Origin of the sequence: Nocardia pseudovaccinii, assembly GCF_050942345.1 — a bacterium.
Lineage (GTDB): Bacteria > Actinomycetota > Actinomycetes > Mycobacteriales > Mycobacteriaceae > Nocardia > Nocardia pseudovaccinii.
Window position 1 is genome coordinate 1 of sequence record NZ_CP192074.1, and the last position, 18,494, is coordinate 18,494.

The 18,494-nt window shown below is 65.0% G+C and carries 13 protein-coding genes and 2 tRNA genes; 11 read left to right on the forward strand and 4 right to left on the reverse strand.

Translation table 11 applies throughout. From position 1 onward, the window contains the following. The 10 genes from dnaA (at window position 1) to ACQPZ2_RS00050 (ending at window position 12,688) form a co-directional block, all read left to right on the forward strand. Window positions 1-1,980, forward strand: a complete 1,980-nt coding sequence (gene dnaA / locus ACQPZ2_RS00005; RefSeq protein ID WP_433523712.1) for a chromosomal replication initiator protein DnaA — start codon at window positions 1-3, stop codon at window positions 1,978-1,980. An 840-nt stretch (window positions 1,981-2,820) separates the two neighbouring features. After that, entirely contained in the window at window positions 2,821-3,996 is a 1,176-nt protein-coding gene (gene dnaN / locus ACQPZ2_RS00010; RefSeq protein ID WP_433523713.1) for a DNA polymerase III subunit beta, read from the forward strand. A gap of 136 nt (window positions 3,997-4,132) precedes the next feature. Then, window positions 4,133-5,320: a DNA replication/repair protein RecF gene (recF, locus tag ACQPZ2_RS00015; protein ID WP_433523714.1), complete on the forward strand. Its 1,188-nt coding sequence runs from the start codon at window positions 4,133-4,135 to the stop codon at window positions 5,318-5,320. A gap of 185 nt (window positions 5,321-5,505) precedes the next feature. After that, entirely contained in the window at window positions 5,506-6,066 is a 561-nt protein-coding gene (locus ACQPZ2_RS00020; RefSeq protein WP_433523715.1) for a DUF721 family protein, read from the forward strand. 417 nt (window positions 6,067-6,483) lie between these two features. Next, window positions 6,484-8,523 (forward strand): DNA topoisomerase (ATP-hydrolyzing) subunit B, encoded by a 2,040-nt coding sequence (gene gyrB / locus ACQPZ2_RS00025; protein WP_433523716.1) that lies wholly within the window; start codon window positions 6,484-6,486, stop codon window positions 8,521-8,523. A gap of 47 nt (window positions 8,524-8,570) precedes the next feature. Further along, window positions 8,571-11,093, forward strand: a complete 2,523-nt coding sequence (gene gyrA, locus ACQPZ2_RS00030) for a DNA gyrase subunit A (protein ID WP_433523717.1) — start codon at window positions 8,571-8,573, stop codon at window positions 11,091-11,093. A gap of 39 nt (window positions 11,094-11,132) precedes the next feature. Continuing rightward, complete coding sequence (locus tag ACQPZ2_RS00035) at window positions 11,133-12,242, forward strand: DUF3566 domain-containing protein (protein WP_433523718.1); 1,110 nt, start codon at window positions 11,133-11,135, stop codon at window positions 12,240-12,242. Window positions 12,243-12,377: 135 nt separating this feature from the next. Continuing rightward, window positions 12,378-12,451, forward strand: a tRNA-Ile gene (locus ACQPZ2_RS00040). Between the two features lie 29 nt (window positions 12,452-12,480). Continuing rightward, window positions 12,481-12,588, forward strand: coding sequence for a DLW-39 family protein (locus tag ACQPZ2_RS00045; RefSeq protein ID WP_218007666.1), 108 nt, complete (start codon window positions 12,481-12,483; stop codon window positions 12,586-12,588). Window positions 12,589-12,612: 24 nt separating this feature from the next. After that, window positions 12,613-12,688 (forward strand) — tRNA-Ala (locus ACQPZ2_RS00050). 518 nt (window positions 12,689-13,206) lie between these two features. Here ACQPZ2_RS00050 and ACQPZ2_RS00055 read toward each other — a convergent pair. The 4 genes from ACQPZ2_RS00055 to ACQPZ2_RS00070 all read right to left on the reverse strand — a co-directional run bounded on the left by ACQPZ2_RS00055 (window position 13,207) and on the right by ACQPZ2_RS00070 (window position 17,032). Then, window positions 13,207-13,470: a hypothetical protein gene (locus ACQPZ2_RS00055; RefSeq protein WP_433523719.1), complete on the reverse strand. Its 264-nt coding sequence runs from the start codon at window positions 13,468-13,470 to the stop codon at window positions 13,207-13,209. Between the two features lie 101 nt (window positions 13,471-13,571). Next, window positions 13,572-14,942: a cytochrome P450 family protein gene (locus tag ACQPZ2_RS00060; protein ID WP_433523720.1), complete on the reverse strand. Its 1,371-nt coding sequence runs from the start codon at window positions 14,940-14,942 to the stop codon at window positions 13,572-13,574. A gap of 283 nt (window positions 14,943-15,225) precedes the next feature. Continuing rightward, the gene (locus tag ACQPZ2_RS00065) at window positions 15,226-16,281 is read right to left on the reverse strand and encodes a hypothetical protein (RefSeq protein WP_433523721.1); all 1,056 of its coding nucleotides are present in this window, start codon (window positions 16,279-16,281) and stop codon (window positions 15,226-15,228) included. 40 nt (window positions 16,282-16,321) lie between these two features. After that, window positions 16,322-17,032: a YoaK family protein gene (locus ACQPZ2_RS00070; RefSeq protein ID WP_433523722.1), complete on the reverse strand. Its 711-nt coding sequence runs from the start codon at window positions 17,030-17,032 to the stop codon at window positions 16,322-16,324. 154 nt (window positions 17,033-17,186) lie between these two features. Between ACQPZ2_RS00070 and ACQPZ2_RS00075 the strand changes: the two genes are divergently transcribed. Beyond that, window positions 17,187-18,128, forward strand: coding sequence for an acyl-CoA dehydrogenase family protein (locus ACQPZ2_RS00075; RefSeq protein WP_433523723.1), 942 nt, complete (start codon window positions 17,187-17,189; stop codon window positions 18,126-18,128). Window positions 18,129-18,494: the final 366 nt, after the last annotated feature.

Here is an 18,494-nt window from a genome sequence, read left to right on the forward strand (position 1 = left end):
ATGGACGACGAGCAGAACGTGTTGGCCACCGTGTGGCCGGAGGTGGTCGCCGAACTCACCACCGGCTCGGCCGATGGTGCCATCCCGCCGGTGTCCCGGGCACAGCAGGCCTGGCTGAAACTGGTCAAGCCGCTGACCGTGGCGCAGGGATTCGCCTTGCTCTCGGTGCCATCGTCGTTGGCCCAGGAGGCCATCGAACGCGATCTGCGGGAACCCATTCTGCGCTCGCTGGGCCGTCGTCTCGGTCCGCAGGTCGAGGGCCTCGGCGTCCGGATCGCGGCTCCGGCGACGCAGCCGACCGAACGCCCCGGCAATAATCCGCGTCACGCGCGCATGACGAGTCGGCCCGAGCGGAGCCGCGACAGCGGTCGCGGTCCGGCGGGCTATCCCGCCCCCGACTATCCCGGACGCACCGAATACGCCCCGCCGCGTTATGCACAGCACAACGATTACCCGGCCGCGCCCGAATTCGCGGCCGGACCGGAGTACTCGGCGGCACCCGACTATGAGGCCGCGCCCGAATACGCGGGCCAACCCGAGTACCTGCCGGTGCCCGGATACGAAGTGGCGGGGGAGTACCCGACCGACGAATACCCGAGCCGTGGCGAATACCCGAGCCAGACCAATGGCGAACGGCATGAACCGCCCGCGCCTCGCCGCGAATCCGGACTCCCGCCGCGACGTGATTCGGTGCCGCCCGGCCAGGAGTCTCTGTTCAATCCGGAGCCGACACCGGAACCGGTGCGGGCGCAGAGCCGCGCGCCGATGCGGGAGGCGGCATCGGCACGAGAATCCCGGCCGGGCACCGATCCGGCCATCGCGGCCGCGCACGAATCCGTCCGCGAGCCGATCTCGGACAACTCGCACGACGACGAACCCGTCGTCAATGTCCGCAATTCGTGGCCGACCTACTTCACCAAGTCGCAGGAGAATCCGGCGCCGTCGAATTCCTCGGCGAGCCTGAATGCCAAGTACACCTTCGAGACGTTCGTCATCGGCGCGTCCAATCGGTTCGCGCACGCCGCGGCGGTCGCGATCGCGGAGGCGCCCGCGCGCGCTTACAACCCGCTGTTCGTCTGGGGCGCCTCGGGTCTCGGCAAGACCCATCTGCTGCACGCGGCCGGACACTATGCCCAGCGGCTGTTCCCCGGCATGCGGGTGAAGTACGTATCGACCGAGGAATTCACCAACGACTTCATCAACAGTCTGCGGGACGACCGCAAGGTCGCATTCAAGCGCCGCTACCGCGAGACCGACATTCTGCTGGTCGACGACATCCAGTTCATCGAGGGCAAGGAAGGTATCCAGGAGGAGTTCTTCCATACGTTCAACACCTTGCACAACGCCAATAAGCAGATCGTGGTGTCCTCCGACCGGCCGCCCAAGCAGCTGGCCACGCTGGAGGAGCGGCTGCGGACCCGGTTCGAATGGGGCCTGATCACCGATGTGCAGCCGCCCGAGTTGGAGACGCGCATCGCGATTCTGCGCAAGAAGGCGCGGATGGACCGGCTCGACGTGCCGCACGACGTGCTGGAACTGATCGCCAGTCGGGTCGAGCGCAATATCCGCGAGCTGGAGGGTGCGCTGATCCGGGTGACGGCCTTCGCCTCACTGAACGGCCAGCCGTTGGATCTGCCGTTGGCTGAGGTCGTACTGCGCGATCTCATGCCGGATACCGCGACGCTGGAGATCAACGCGGCCACAATCATGGCCGTCACCGCCGAATACTTCAACACCACGCTCGAGGAGCTGACCGGGCCGGGTAAGGCCCGGCCGCTGGCCCAGGCCCGGCAGATCGCCATGTATCTATGCCGGGAACTAACGGATCTATCGCTACCCAAGATCGGCCAGGCCTTCGGTCGCGACCACACCACGGTCATGTACGCGGAGAAGAAAGTGCGCAAGGAGATGACCGAGCGGCGCCGCGTGTACGACCAAGTACAAGAACTAACAGCCCGGATTAAACAGCGTTCGCGCTGACCGGCACTAACACCTCGGCACCGCCCCTGACCTGGGGCGGTGCTTTTTTATGCCCTGTGGACTCCTCGAGGAATTCTTGTGGAGTCCTCGAGGAAACTCTGAGTTGTGCACCGGTTCGTCCACAGGCTGTGCGGATGATCGTGGATCCATTGCTAACAGGGGTGGAATCAACAGAGTCCACAGCCGCATCCACACACAGGCCCTGACCAGCGATGGGCCCGGTCAGCGGCTTGGGGAATCCTCGAGGAGTCCGTGTGGAGTCCTCGAGGATTCCTCGAGCTGTCCACGATTCGGTGCACACGTGTGAACAACCTGGTGAATCAGGTGGAACAACTCGAGGAGCGCTCGAGGATGAATGGGGGACAAACCCGCAACGTCCACAACCCCCATCCGTTCATCCTCGAGTCACCCAGCGGTCATCCCCACCGCGCCACGCCCCCGGACCTGCGGATTCGTCCGCAGTCCACAGATTCCACAGTGCCTACTACTACTTCAGTTCTTCTTCTTGAAGATCTCTCTTCAAAACAGGATGTGTGGAAAGTCGATCAGTGAGCATCGGCACCCGAGCCACTCGCCGAGACAAGCAAGGAGAAGAGGGGGCGACACATCCGCGCGATTCACCCGCACCTGTTCTCCTTGCTCGATATTTCGCAGCACGGATCGTGTTCGCTACACAGAACAACCGGAGGGTCGGACTAGGTTCAGCTGGCCCGGACGAGTACGGTTCAATGTCGGTCGCCTATGCCAGACTGCAAGGCGGCAGGTACAGCACCCCCTTTCGAGAATCAACGCTGACGAAGCCGACAGAGATCACGGAACCGGGAGAGGACAGAACGGGCGATGGAGCTGGCGAGTATGAAATTTCGGGTCGCCCGAGAGGATTTCGCCGAGTCCGTTGCATGGGTGGCACGAAGCCTCCCGTCGCGGCCTCCGGTCCCGGTACTCGGCGGCGTACTGCTCGTGGCGGGCGAGAACGGGCTGACCGTCTCCGGCTTCGACTACGAGGTCTCCGCGCAGATGCGCGTCGCGGCCGAGGTCGCCGGACCCGGCGAGGTGCTCGTCTCCGGCCGACTGCTCGCGGATATCACCAAGGCGCTGTCCAATAAGCCGGTCGATGTCGCCATCGACGGCACCCGTGTGCTGATCACCTGTGGCAGTGCGAAGTTCTCGCTGCCGACCATGCCGGTCGAGGACTATCCCCAGCTGCCCGAGGTGCCGCAGCAGACCGGCGAGCTGAGCGTCGATGTCTTCGCCGAGGCGGTCGGCCAGGTGGCGGTCGCCGCCGGACGCGACGACACGCTGCCGATGCTCACCGGCATCCGGGTCGAGATCGAGGGACCGCAGGTCGTGCTCGCGGCCACCGACCGATTCCGGTTGGCGGTCCGGCACATCGAATGGCAGCCCACCCGCACCGATATCGAGACTTCGGTGCTGATTCCGGCCCGGACACTGTCGGAGGCCGCGAAGACGCTGGGTCCCTCCGATGCTCCCGTACAGCTTTCGCTCGGCACCGGCAGTGGCGCGGACGGCCTGCTCGGCATCGTGAATGGGGGCCGCCGGACCACTACTCGGCTGCTCGATGCGGAATTCCCCAAGTTCCGCCAATTGCTCCCCAAGGAGCACACCTCGATCGCCACCCTCCCGGTCGCCACGTTGACCGACGCGATCAAGCGTGTCGCGCTGGTCGCCGAGCGCGGTGCGCAGGTTCGGCTGGAATTCACCGACGAGGGGCTGCTGCTCTCGGCGGGCGGCGATGACGCGGGTCGCGCCGAGGAGTGGCTGGAGGCCGAATTCCGCGGTGAGTCACTGACAATCGCGTTCAATCCGGGCTACCTCATCGACGGCCTCTCCGCGCTGCACGCCGATCGGGTCACCTTCGGCTTCACCACGCCGAGCCGTCCCGCGGTGCTGCTGCCCGCGAGCGACGAGGAACCCAAGGTGACGGAGTCCGGTGCGTTCGTCGCACTGGAAAGCCCGTACATCTACCTGTTGATGCCGGTTCGGTTGCCGGGCTGAGCATCGGCGGCGATGCGATTTATCCACAGTTCGTCCACAGACAGTGGATGGACCACAAGATGTTGTGGTTTGCGCCCGATTCGTCGCCGACAGCGGCAGAAAACGGCGATGACGACGGCCGGAGCGGAGTAGACGGGTGTTCATCCGGACGCTGTCACTGCGCGACTTCCGCTCCTGGGAGCACGCCGAGCTCGAATTATCCCCAGGCCGAACGGTTTTTCTGGGGGCCAACGGCAACGGCAAAACGAACCTGCTCGAGGCGGTCGGCTACCTCGCCACCCTGGGCTCACATCGGGTCGCCGCCGACGCACCGCTGATCCGTATCGGCACCGAACGCGCCAGGATCGGCGCGACGGTCGTGAACGCGGGCCGCGAACTGCGCATCGACCTCGAATTGAACCAGGGCGCCGCGAATCGTGCGCAGATCAACCGATCTCCGGTGCGTAGGCCGCGAGAAATCCTCGGCATTCTGCAGACGGTGCTCTTCGCACCGGAGGATCTCGCCCTGGTCCGCGGCGATCCGGGTGAACGGAGGCGCTTCCTCGACGAGTTGTGCACAGCCAGGTTGCCGCGGCTGGCCGCCGTGCGCGCCGACTACGACCGGGTGCTGCGACAGCGCTCGGCCCTATTGAAATCCGCTGGGCGCCAAGCCCGCTCGAAGGCGGAGCTCAGCACCCTGGATGTATGGGACGGGCATTTGGCGACCCACGCCTCGGTGCTGCTCGCACAGCGACTGCGCCTGGTGCACGATATGTACCCCTATCTCGCACAGGCGTACTCGTCGATCGCGCCCGAATCACGCCCCGCCGCAATCGGCTACCGCAGCGCGAGCCTGCCGCCGGAATTCCTGGACCCGGCGCGCGCACCGCAGCCCGATGACGTCGCGGCGCTGGAGGCGAATATGCTGCGCGAACTGGCAGCGGCGCGGCCGAAGGAATTGGAGCGCGGGGTCTGTCTGGTCGGCCCGCACCGCGACGATCTGGATCTGATGCTCGGCACCGCCCCCGCGAAAGGCTTTGCCAGCCATGGTGAGTCGTGGTCGTTCGCGCTGGCGCTGCGGCTTGCGGCCTTCGAACTGCTGCGCGCCACCGGTGCCGAACCGGTACTGCTGCTCGATGACGTATTCGCCGAACTCGATCGCCGCCGACGCACGGCGCTCGCCGAGGTTGCGGCCGGTGCCGAACAGGTGCTGATCACCGCCGCGGTCCCCGAGGACGTGCCCGTGGAACTTTCCGCGGTTCCGCTCCGGGTTGAAACGAACGGCGGTGCGGACGGCCGCATCTCCCGAATCGCCGACCGGGAATCCGACGCCGCCACCGGTTGATCGGGCACCGTCGGATCCCCGTCGCGTCGGTAAGATCAGCGCCGATTGCAATGCGACGCGTCGGCAACCAGCGCGCGAACGGCGGCGGGGAGAGAGGCGGACCTCGTGAGCGAGCGTCAGCGAGTGAACCATCAATACAGCGCGCAGTCGCGCGCGGCGGAGCCGAGCGTCAGCGAGGCGCAGTCGTGAGCGATCCGACTGCGTCGAATGCATCCGCATCCGAGCCGGAGCCGGAGTTGCGCGGTATTGATCTGGCGCGACGTGCGCTGGAGGAGGCGCGGGCGGCCGCGAAGGCGAGCGGTAAATCGGTGGGGCAGGGCCGGGCGTCGCCGCGTCGGCTGCGCACCGGAGCCCGCCGCCGCACCGGCTGGTCCGGCGCGCGGCCTGATGACCGTGACCCGCAACTGCTTTCGAGCCTGGCCGGCGCCATCGCGAAGAATCGGGGCTGGTCGGCCAAGGTCGCCGAGGGCATGGTCTTCGGCCGCTGGGCCGGTGTGGTCGGTGAGGACATCGCCTCCCATGCGACCCCGATGACATTGAAGGACGGCGTGCTGAGCATCGCCGCCGAATCCACGGCGTGGGCCACCCAGCTGCGTATGCTGCAGGGCCAGATCCTGGCGAAGATCAATGCGGCGGTGGGACAGGGCGTGGTCACATCCTTGAGGATCACCGGTCCAGCGGCGCCGAGCTGGCGCAAGGGCGAGCGGCATATCAAAGGCCGAGGTCCACGGGACACCTACGGATAAGCGACAGTCCAGCGCATAGCTCAGTTTCACGTGGAACGCCGCGGCCGTCATGTGCGGGTCCGCAACGTAGGCTGAACTATGCGGCGGCTACCCACGCACGAGGCCGCGATCACGGCTCCGCCACACAGGCAACTCTCAGGCCGAATCTGATGGACTCAAAGAGGTTGAAGGCGGAACCGACCCGTGCTCGGTCGATTTCTCGCATCCACGGAGCCGTCAGGGGTGTCGTAGGTGCATTGTGGCTTGGGTCTACCAGTAGGATGGTGGGGTAACTAGCGGCGAACCTTTCGGCGCGTTCCGTACAGCCCGCGCGTGGACCCGTATTTCACGACCAGAATCAGACTGGGACCCACGCGTGCCGGCCGACCGCTGCGCCAAGGATCAGCAAGTAAGGAGAGCTACCGACCAGTGGCTGCCATGGACTCCAACGCAGACGGCTCGAACAAGCCCAAGTCAGGCAATTACGGTGCCGAATCCATCACCGTCCTCGAAGGTCTCGAAGCCGTTCGCAAGCGGCCCGGTATGTACATCGGCTCCACGGGTGAGCGCGGTCTGCATCACCTGATCTGGGAGGTCGTCGACAACTCGGTCGATGAGGCGATGGCCGGGTACGCGACGCAGGTGGATGTGAAACTGCTGGCGGACGGTGGCGTCGAGGTGATCGACGACGGCCGCGGTATCCCGGTGGCCATGCACGCCCAGGGTGTGCCCACCATCGAGGTCGTCATGACCCAGCTACACGCAGGCGGCAAGTTCGACTCCGATTCCTATGCGGTGTCGGGCGGTCTGCACGGTGTCGGCATCTCCGTGGTAAACGCGCTCTCCACCCGCCTCGAGGCGGATGTGGACGTGGACGGGTACCACTGGACGCAGGAATACAAGGATTCCAAGCCCGGCAAGCTGATGCAGGGCGATCCGACCAAGCGCACCGGCACCACGATTCGCTTCTGGGCCGACCCGAACATCTTCGAGACCACCATCTACAACTTCGAGACGGTCGCGCGCCGTCTGCAGGAGATGGCGTTCCTGAACAAGGGCCTCACCATCACCCTGACCGACGAGCGGGTGGCCGAGACCGACGTCATCGACGAGGTGGTGAGCGATACCGCCGAGGCGCCGAAGCATGCCGATCCGGATGCGCCCGCCGCGCCGGTCGAGCACAAGGTCAAGACGCGGACCTACCACTACCCGGGTGGTCTGGAGGATTTCGTCCGGCATATCAACCGGACCAAGCAGGCCATCCACAACTCCGTCGTCGCGTTCACCGGCAAGGGCACCGGGCACGAGCTCGAGGTCGCGATGCAGTGGAACTCCGGCTACTCGGAGTCGGTGCACACCTTCGCCAACACCATCAACACCCATGAGGGCGGAACCCACGAAGAGGGCTTCCGCGCGGCCCTCACCACGGTGGTCAACAAGTACGCCAAGGACAAGAAGCTGCTCAAGGAGAAGGACGGCAACCTCACCGGTGACGATATCCGCGAGGGTCTGGCCGCCATCGTGAGCGTGAAGGTCTCCGAACCGCAGTTCGAGGGCCAGACCAAGACCAAACTCGGCAATACCGAGGTCAAGTCGTTCGTGCAGCGCACCTGCAACGAGCACCTCTCGCACTGGTTCGAGGCCAATCCGGCCGATGCGAAGACCATTGTGAACAAGGCGGTTTCCTCCGCACAGGCCCGCGTCGCCGCGCGTAAGGCGCGCGAACTGGTGCGTCGTAAGAGCGCCACCGACCTCGGCGGCCTGCCCGGCAAGCTGGCCGACTGCCGTTCCAAGGATCCGAGCAAGTCCGAGATCTACATCGTGGAGGGCGACTCCGCCGGTGGCTCGGCCAAATCCGGCCGCGACTCGATGTACCAGGCGATCCTGCCGTTGCGCGGCAAGATCATCAATGTCGAGAAGGCCCGCATCGACCGCGTCCTCAAGAACAACGAGGTCCAGTCGATCATCACCGCCTTCGGCACCGGCATCCACGACGAATTCGATATCGCCAAGCTGCGGTATCACAAGATCGTGCTGATGGCCGACGCCGACGTGGACGGCCAGCACATCTCGACCCTGCTGCTGACGCTGCTGTTCCGCTTCATGCGGCCGCTGGTCGAGCACGGGCACGTGTATCTCGCGCAGCCGCCGCTCTACAAGCTCAAGTGGCAGCGGTCCGATCCGGAGTTCGCCTACTCCGATCGCGAGCGCGACGGCCTGCTCGAGGCGGGTCTCGCCGCGGGCAAGAAGATCAACAAGGACGACGGTGTCCAGCGCTACAAGGGTCTCGGCGAAATGAACGCCAAGGAGCTCTGGGAGACCACCATGGATCCCTCGGTGCGGGTGCTGCGTCAGGTCACCCTCGACGATGCCGCCGCGGCCGACGAGCTGTTCTCCATCCTGATGGGTGAGGACGTCGAGGCACGTCGCAGCTTTATCACCCGCAATGCCAAGGACGTTCGCTTCCTCGACGTGTAACCGGCGTGACGCGCAATTCCACGTCCGGTGCCAAAGGAGACTTTTAGATGACTGAAACCACGCTGCCACCCAACGGCGGAGCGGGTGACCGGATCGAGCCGGTCGATATCCAGAACGAAATGCAGAGCAGCTACATCGATTACGCGATGAGCGTGATCGTGGGCCGCGCGCTGCCCGACGTCCGCGACGGCCTCAAGCCGGTGCATCGCCGCGTGCTCTACGCGATGTACGACAACGGCTACCGGCCCGACCGCGGCTATGTGAAGTCCGCCCGCCCGGTCGCCGAGACCATGGGTAACTACCACCCGCACGGTGACGCGTCGATCTACGACACCCTGGTCCGCATGGCCCAGCCGTGGTCGCTGCGCTATCCGCTGGTCGACGGTCAGGGAAACTTCGGCTCCCGCGGCAATGACGGCGCGGCCGCCATGCGGTACACCGAATGCCGCCTGACTCCGCTGGCCATGGAGCTGCTGCGCGAAATCGACCACGAGACGGTCGATTTCACGCCGAACTACGACGGTCGCTCACAGGAGCCGACCGTTCTCCCCAGCCGCGTGCCCAACCTGTTGATGAACGGCAGCAACGGCATCGCGGTCGGTATGGCGACCAATATCCCGCCGCACAACCTCAACGAGTTGGCCGAGGCGATCTACTGGGCGCTGGAGAACTACGACGCCGACGAAGAGGCGACGCTGGCGGCCTGTATGGAGCGGGTCAAGGGTCCGGACTTCCCGACCTACGGCCTCATCGTCGGTAATCAGGGCATTCAGGATGCCTACACCACCGGTCGTGGCTCGATCCGGATGCGCGGTGTGGTCGAGATCGAAGAGGACAACCGCGGCCGCACCACGATCGTCATCACCGAGCTGCCGTACCAGGTCAACACCGACAACTTCATCAACTCCATCGCGGAGCAGGTGAAGGACGGCAAGATCGCGGGCATCTCCGATATCCACGACGAGTCCTCGGACCGCGCGGGTATGCGGATCGTGGTCACCATCAAGCGCGACGCCGTTGCCAAGGTGGTGCTGAACAATCTCTACAAGCACACCCAGCTGCAGACCAGCTTCGGTGCCAACATGCTCTCGATCGTCGACGGCGTACCACGCACGCTGCGCCTGGATCAGATGATCCGGCTCTACGTCGAGCATCAGTTGGAAGTCATCGTCCGGCGTACCAGGTACTTGCTGCGCAAGGCCGAAGAGCGCGCCCACATCCTGCGCGGTCTGGTCAAGGCGCTGGACGCGCTGGACGAGGTCATCGCGCTGATCCGGCGTTCGGCCAACACCGACACCGCGCGCACCGGCCTGATGCAGTTGCTGGATATCGACGAGATCCAGGCCACGGCCATCCTCGATATGCAGTTGCGCAGGCTGTCCGCCCTGGAGCGGCAGAAGATCATCGACGAGTTGGCCAAGATCGAGGCCGAAATCGCCGACCTCAAGGACATTCTCGATAAGCCGGAGCGCCAGCGCGCGATCGTGCGGGACGAACTGGCCGAGATCGTCGAGAAGTACGGCGACGAGCGGCGCACCAAGATCGTGGCCAATGACGGCGATATGGCCGATGAGGATCTCATCGCCCGCGAGGATGTGGTCGTCACGGTCACCGAGACCGGTTACGCCAAGCGCACCAAGACCGACCTGTACCGCAGCCAGAAGCGCGGCGGCAAGGGCGTGCAGGGCGCGGGCCTCAAGCAGGACGACATCGTCAAGCACTTCTTCATCAGCTCCACGCACGACTGGCTGCTGTTCTTCACCAATAAGGGCCGGGTGTACCGGGCCAAGGCATACGAACTGCCCGAGGCCAGCCGGACCGCGCGCGGTCAGCACGTCGCGAATCTGCTGGCCTTCCAGCCGGATGAGAAGATCGCCCAGATCATCCAGATCAAGGGCTACGAGGATGCGCCCTATCTGGTGCTCGCCACCAAGAACGGCCTGGTCAAGAAGTCGAAGCTGTCCGATTTCGACTCCAACCGCAGCGGCGGCATCGTCGCGGTGAACCTGCGCGACGACGACGAATTGGTCGGCGCCGTGCTGTGCTCGGCCGATGACGATCTGCTGCTGGTTTCGGCGCGCGGCCAGTCGATCCGCTTCTCCGCCACCGATGAGGCACTGCGTCCGATGGGCCGCGCCACTTCCGGTGTGCAGGGCATGCGGTTCAATGCCGACGATGAACTGTTGTCGCTCAATGTGGTTCGCGCCGACACCTATCTGCTCGTCGCGACTTCCGGCGGTTATGCCAAGCGGACCGCGATCGAGGAGTACACCCCGCAGGGTCGCGGCGGTAAAGGTGTATTGACTATCCAATATGACACCAAGCGTGGCACCCTGGTCGGTGCGCTCATCGTCGACGACGAGGATGAGTTGTATGCGATCACGTCCGGCGGTGGTGTTATCCGGACGGCGGCGAAGCAGGTTCGTAAGGCTGGACGACAGACCAAGGGCGTGCGATTGATGAACCTCGCCGATGGCGATACGTTGCTTGCTATCGCGCGCAATGCCGACGAACCCGATCCTGATTCGCTCGTCGGCGGAGACGGCGACACCGGTTCCTCTGAGCAGTAACCCCACAGCGGCGGCAACGAACGGATCTAAGGATTCCCATTGACCACGAATCAGCCGAACGACGAGCGGCACCAGACGAACGGTGTAACCGAACGGATCGCACCGTCACCGATTCCGCCGCGGCCGATCCCACGGCCGGTCGCATCGGCCGAGAACGGCCAGCCGAGTGGCCCGCAGGGAGGGGCCCAGCCGCACGAAATGCACAGCAAGCAAGGCGAAGTCGCGTTCAAAGCGCCGGAGCCGAGCTCGGGTGCGGACGGGCACGAGGCATTCGACCAGCGGGCGGCTCGGCCGGGTAACCCAGGCGAGCCGGTCGCGCCGGAAGCAGGCGACCGCCCGGCATCGAACGGCGGCGGCCAGTCGCCCTTCCAGGAGGGCTGGTCGCAACTGCCGCAGCGGGAGCCACAGTCGAACCTGTATCGCCCCGGACAGTCGCCGGTGACCGGTCGCCCGAATTCCACCGGCGGTGGGCTCGGCGGTGGCGGGCTCAGCGGCGGCGGCAGTGGTGCTGGCGGTGGCGGTGGTCTCGGCGGTGGCGGTGGTCTCGGTGGCGGCAATGCCCGCACCACCGCGGATCTCGCGGCCAAGGCGGCGCGCAAGGAAGCGGCGATGGTGAAGTCCGTCGGCATCGACGGGCCGACCCGCAGCATCGCCCGCCCGGAATTGATCAAGGACATGCCGGACCTGTCCGACATCCGGCACCCGCTGCCCGTCGAAACCCCGGGCCCGCAGTCCGTACCGGTCTCGCCGGCGGTTCCGGTCGCCGTCGCGGCGGCCGTCGCCTCCGGTGAGCCATTGCGGGCCACGGTGCAGATCCGCCGGATCGACCCGTGGTCGACCCTGAAGATCTCGCTGGTGATCAGCGTGGCCATGTTCTTCGTGTGGATGCTCGCGGTCGGTCTGCTCTACATCGTGCTCGAGGGCATGGGTGTGTGGGAGCGGCTCAACAGCACCTTCACCGATATGGTCTCCTCCGACAGCGGCTCGGTCGGGTTGGTCGATGCCGGTTCGGTATTCGGCTACGCGGGCGTCATCGGGCTGATCAATGTGGTGCTTTTCACCGCATTGGCGACCGTCGGCGTCTTCATCTACAACCAGTGCTGTGACCTCGTCGGCGGCATCCAGGTGACCCTGGCCGACCCCGACTAGAACGGTGTCCGCGCGGCCGGTCACTGTCCTCGCGCAGGGCGGTGACCGGCCGTTTTGGTCTTCGGTGGGCGGGTAAGGTAATCTCGTGCCTCGGTTCGGTTAGCAGCTCCGGCGGGTGATCCGAACAGGAAATAGGGGCCTATAGCTCAGGCGGTTAGAGCGCTTCGCTGATAACGAAGAGGTCGGAGGTTCAAGTCCTCCTAGGCCCACTCCCGAACATCACAGTAGGGTGGGAATCATGAAAATTCTTCTCACGGTCGGTGTCGTGGTCGCGGTTCTCATCGGAATCACCAAGCTGCGCAAGCGTGACGATGCGGACCTGTGGCACGAAGTCACCACCCGCTGAACTGTCCTCGGACAGTAGGGATTCGGGGCCTTAGCTCAATTGGCAGAGCACTGCCTTTGCAAGGCAGGGGTTAGGGGTTCGATTCCCCTAGGCTCCACCAGGAACCGTTCAGGTCGCGACCTAGATCTATGGTCTAGGTCGGGCCAGGTCCACACCGGTCCACATATCGAATTCGAGGGGATTCGACGCGCGACCGAAAGGTGCGCGTGCCCGCCCCTCGCATCTGTACCCGCGTCGACGGGCTCACCTATTACTCGCTCCGCATTCGGCGTAACGGCCGTCGTCGCGATCTCGCAGAGTCTCGACGACCAAGCCGCCGCGATCTGCTGGGCCGGACTGCTCGACAGTGTCGGCCCTGTCGAGGCCGAGCATGTCCTCGCCATCCAACGCGCTACGGCTGACGAGCCGCTTGTCACGCTCGCCGGTTGGCTACGGCGCTATGTGGACCGGCTGCCCCCGGACCGTTACGTCCTATCCGCCGACCCGTCGTGCCACCTTCCGCATCCCCGACCCGGAAACGACAACGGGGCCGGTAACCCTTCTGCGGTACCGGCCCCGTCGGGATGTGTCCATGCAACGGCCCCTTGGTAGACCCTGCCGTACGGTCTACGAGATCGTTTACGGGTGACTGGAGCCGCTTTCGAGCAGTTCGCGCAGGAAACAGAGGGGGCAAACGGGATCGAAAGGAGCTGTCACCACGGTTCGGGTGGCCGGTATGGATTCCGCCGCAAGCTCGTCCGGGGACGCTGCCGCTGTCGCCGACGGCAGACCGATCGTCAGCGAAATCGCCGCGGCGGCAAATGCACTCAGCATGGCACGGTTCAAGAGATCCTCCACTCGGATGAAATGAGACTCCACAGTGTTCTCACTGATGGCACTCATACTGTCCGTCACGTGCCGGCTTCGCATCGGTAGATCGGGGGGGCCCTAGGTTATGGATGTGCCCAGTGCGTAGGTAGATAGCGCTCTGCCTGGATGCCGCATCAGCCCCCGGGTTGGGGTTGCGCGGTGGATCGCGCTAAGGGTGCGGGCAGGAGTCGGCTAGACCGTTGAAAACTGTGGCTCGCCCAGGTTGTCGGGTTCCGTCCGGGGGCAGCCGGGTCCGCTTTGACGGGAATCTTGGAGTCTTTGGTATCGATCCCGGCGGTGGTCGAGAGGTGGACGGGGAGGGTGGTCAGGCCTCGGATGAGGAGGCTTTTGCGCCACGTCAGGTCGGTGCCCGGTACGTCGAGTGACATTGCTGGGATGCGGGCCAGTAGCCGGGTGAGCGCGATGGTTGCTTCCATGCGGGCCAGGGCGGCGCCGATGCAGTAGTGGATGCCGTGTCCGAATGCGATATTCCGGATGTCGCTGCGGTTGGGGTCGAATCGGCTCGGATCGGTGAATCGGTTCGGATCGCGGTTGGCTGCGGCGATGGAGATGATGATGAATTCGTCCGCGCCGATGTCTTTGTTTCCCAAGGTGATCGGGGCGGTGGTGTAGCGGGCCGTGCCGAAGTGGACCGGGCCCTGGAAGCGGAGGGTTTCCTCGATGAAGGCGGGGATCTTGCTCGGGTCGGCGCGCAGGCGGTCGGCCGCTCGGGGGTCGATCAGCAGCTCGAGCAGCGCGTTGCCGATCAGGTTGACGGAGGTCTCGTGGCCGGCGGTCAGCAGCAGGAACAGCATGGAGATGAGTTCTTGCTGGTCGAGTCGGTCATCGTCGTCTTTCGCGACGATGAGTTCCGATAGCAGGTCGTCGAGGGGGTGTTCGCGACGCTCGGCGATCAGGTCCGTCAGGTAGGTGAAAAAGCTCAGGCCAGCGCTGGTGCGCTTGTCGATGTCGGCCGAGTCGTCGACGAGGTTGGCCGTCCAGGCTCGGAATTCGTCCTTGTCCGCGTCCGGCACACCGAGCAATTCGCAGATCACCGAGATCGGCACCGGAAAGGCATAGCTGTCGATCAGGTCGGCGGATTCGCGGGCGGCCAGGTCATCCAGCAAGGTGTCGGCGATCTGCTCGATTCGCGGTCCGAGATCTCGGATGGCGCGGCTCGCGAACGCCTTCGCGACGAGGCTGCGCAGACGGGTGTGCTGCGGCGGGTCGGCGAAAAGCATGTTGTCGTTGATGGCGCCGTCGTACTGGCCGTCGGCGCCGTGTTCGGCCATGACCGCTTGTCCCCGCGGCGATCCGATCTTCTTGCTGATGGTCGGCTCGGCGAAGGCCTGTTTCGCCACATCGTGATCGACGATCATCCAGCCGAGCACCCCGTCCAAGCGGACGCGATGGATCGGGCCGCGCCTACGCAAAGCCTCGTAGACCTCATGCGGATGTTGGTAGAACTCATCGGTCAGCTCGAGGATCTCATCCGCGGGTTTCACTTATTCATACATCCTTTCCTGGTTCGAACGGTTTCGGCCTCGGCGTCCCATGGACATAACGAAATCGCTTGCTCATCAACAGCTTTGAGTGACGCGAAATGCGGTGGTCGCTGCGTCCAAGGGGCCGGGCGTCGCGCCCGAGTGGGCGGACGGCCGACGCGTGAAGCTCTGCGCGTAATCGACTAGGCCTGCATCGTGCAAGGTCGTGCGGTTCGAGCGATGTGCCATCTTTGCACAGGTTCGCCATGGGGGTTCGGATATGCGGACCGAGTCCCGGTTTGACTCACAGGGCGACCGAGGCCTGCTTCAACTGGGTGAGCATCGTTTCATCGGGCCAGAAGCGGGCTTCGAAGCGAATGGGGGACATGCCGGGAATCGGTGTGAGGCCGGTTATTTCGAGAGCCGCGGTGAGCGGGACGGTGCAGATCGGAACGGCGTTGTCGTCGGCGTCGGTGCCGGCGAACATGATGTAGTCGGCGGCGGGGAGCAGGTAGTCGACGCCTTGGCCCCAGACGGTGTAGGTGTAGGGGTGGGTGTCGGTGCCCGCCGGCTTCAAGTCGCCGACGATGGCCATCTTCAGGTCGTAGCGGGTGAATTCGAGGTCGCGTTCGAGCGCCTGGTTGAGCCAGTGGGCTTGGACGGCATACTCCCACATGGCAAGGCGGTATCCGGCGCGGACGGCAGCCTGGTGTTGTTCGTGTCGGCCCGCGCGATCGAAGGGAACGACGGTGTCGTCCTCGTCGAGGGTGTAGCCCTGCGGCGAGAGGCGTTGGCGTGCATCCACATACTGTTGCTCGACTTGGCGGTAGATGCGGGCGAGCAGGTGTGGGATATCGGGGACCACGACCAGTGTGTCGATGTCGGGCATGAAGACGACGGGCCGGCGACCGGCGTAGCGCTGACTGAAGCTCGCCAACCAACCCGGGGCGAGCGGCCAGGAGGTGAGGTAGGCACTGCCGTCGCGATCGGTGCGGGTGAGGATCGCGTTGCCGCGCGGATCATGCGGCTGCGCAATGGCTTCCAGATTTTCGCGGGCCGCCGTGAAGACCTCGTCGGCCGAAACAGGCCAGAGCGCCATGGTCGAGTAGTTGATGACTGTTCGCGTGTTCGGCAGGTCTATCGCGACCAATTCGTCGACGAACGGGAAGGCCGGTCGGCTGACGAACCGGGTGTCGATCTCGGCGGCCTCGGGCCAGCGGTGCAGCAGGTTGTCGAGTGCGGCCTGTTTGTAGGTCGTCGGACGCAGAATCGGCCGCAATAGCGGTCGAATTTCGGCCCAGGTGCTGTGTTGTGCAAGTGCCGCAAGGTGATCCGGCGTTGGATCCTCGAAACTCCCCACCGGACAACCGTATCCGTCGCCTCGACGACGCGCACGTGGGTCAGCTCGTCGTGGGCGGGCCGTGGCGGTCCAGGTGCAGGTAGGTGAAGCAGGTAGTGATCAGGCACACCACGGTGGCGGTGATGAGCATGGCCCAGCCCGCGACGATCAGGCTCAGCAATCCGCCGAGCAGCGCGCCCGCGCAGAAGGCGGCATAGAGCAGGAAGTAGCCGAGCCAGTCGGCGTAATCGCCGCCACTGATATGGCGTTCGATACCCTGGCCCATTTTGACGAGGGTGCCGGTGACGTAGCTGAGGGGTATCGAGACCTCGCCGTTCTTGACGAACGAGGTGTTGAGCGCGCCGACGCCGAAGGCGACGAACAGGATCGGGATGAGGTCGATATTGGTGGCGTTCGTCGCCCAGTAGATGATGCCGTCCAGCAGGGATGCCGCAGCGAGGCTGAGCGTGGTGAGCAGGGTCGGCCCGTGCGGATGACCGGACCAGTAGTGCGTGCGACACCAGGAGGCAACCACGACGCCGGCGAGGAACGAGAGCATGAGCAGGGCCGCCGCGACGGCGATATCGGGTTCGTCGTGGAAGTAGCCGAGCACGGCGCGTTCGGTATTGCCGGTCATGAACGTGACGAAGTAGCCCTCGGTATGCATGAAGGCCGCGGCTCCGATGAGACCGGCCAGTGCGGCGAGCACCCAGGACAGTCGTGCCTCGGCGTCGTACAGCGCCCTCCGGCGCTCGAGATCTGGTTTCGTCACTGGTCAGGCTCCTCACGAGGGGGATGACGAGTCAGTGATACCTGGCGATCCTGAGATTCCGCTGTCGCATCGCCGCGTGCCGGATAAGGATTGCGGGCTAGTCGCCAGCTTCCTGGGTGCGAGCCGGGCGACGATTCTCGGTTAGCGTGCACGAGTGGACTCTGTGTTCGATTATCTGCTGACCGAGGCGCTCGATCCGACACCGCTCGAGTCGATCACCGATGCGTGGACGCGGCATCGGGCGGCCGCCGAGCGGTTCGGCACCACGATCGATATAGCGATCGCCGGTGGATTCGGCGCGGACCGACTGGGTTTCGCATTCCTGTCCGGATATCAGCAGGCGCTGCGTGCGTTGCTGCCCGGACTTCCGGCCGATGAGCTGGTCGCGGTCTCCGCGACCGAGGCGGGTGGCGCGCATCCGTCCGCGATCGCGACCGAGGTGACCGAGACCGATAACGGCTGGCGGGTGAACGGCACCAAGACCTTCACCACATTGGGGATACTCGCGCGGCGGATGTTGGTGATCGCCAGCGCGGGCACGGCGGCCGACGGTCGCAACCGGCTGCGCGCGGTACTCGTCGACGCGGCACAGCCCGGCGTCGATGTGACGAATCTGCCCGCGGTACATTTCGCACCCGAAATCCCACACGCCTCGGTGACATTCGCCGATGCCGCGGCCGAGCCGCTGCCCGGCGACGGGTACTCGGATTACCTCAAACCGTTCCGCACCATCGAGGACGTCCATGTGCTCGCGGCCACCCTCGGCTGGCTGGTGCGGGTCGGGCGCGAGTCCGGTTGGCCGCGGGCGACGTTGCAGCGGTTACTCGCCGCGGTCGCCTTCGTGCGTGGTCTCGATATGGATCGGCCGACCTCACCGGGTGGGCATATCGCACTGGGCGGCGCGTACGCGTACTTCGAACAGGTACTTACGGAACTGGAGCCGCTGTGGGCACAGGCCGATCCGGTCGTGCGCGAGCGGTGGGAGCGGGATCAACGGTTGCTGGCGACTGCCGGAAAGGTACGGGCGCAACGGCTGACGGCCGCCTGGCTATCGGTCGGCATGGCGGAGAATCCGGCGGTGCCGACAGATAGCTGAGTGGGGCTGACCTGGCCCCGGAAATGGGGAGCGGGCCTCGGCGAAGGGGGGGAGTTAGCCGAGGCCCGCGTAAGGTCGGCCCGGGGGGGAGGGGCCGACGTGAATGATCCTACGCGATGTTCCGGGATTGTGTGTGCGTGGGGATCACCACTTTCCAAGATTTTTCGGGACGGCTCACCTGCGCTGGGTGCGGACGCCGCCCAGGTAGCCGGACCGGTCGGTTGTCGGCCTGTTTGCCGATTCGGTGACTGTTGTCAAAAATGTTGTCGCGCAGTGATTTACGGCCGGGGCGTGAGCTCACTGAGCGGTCTGTACAAATGTGAAAACCATGCCGACCGGTTGCTGTGCGTCCGGAATCACTCCTGG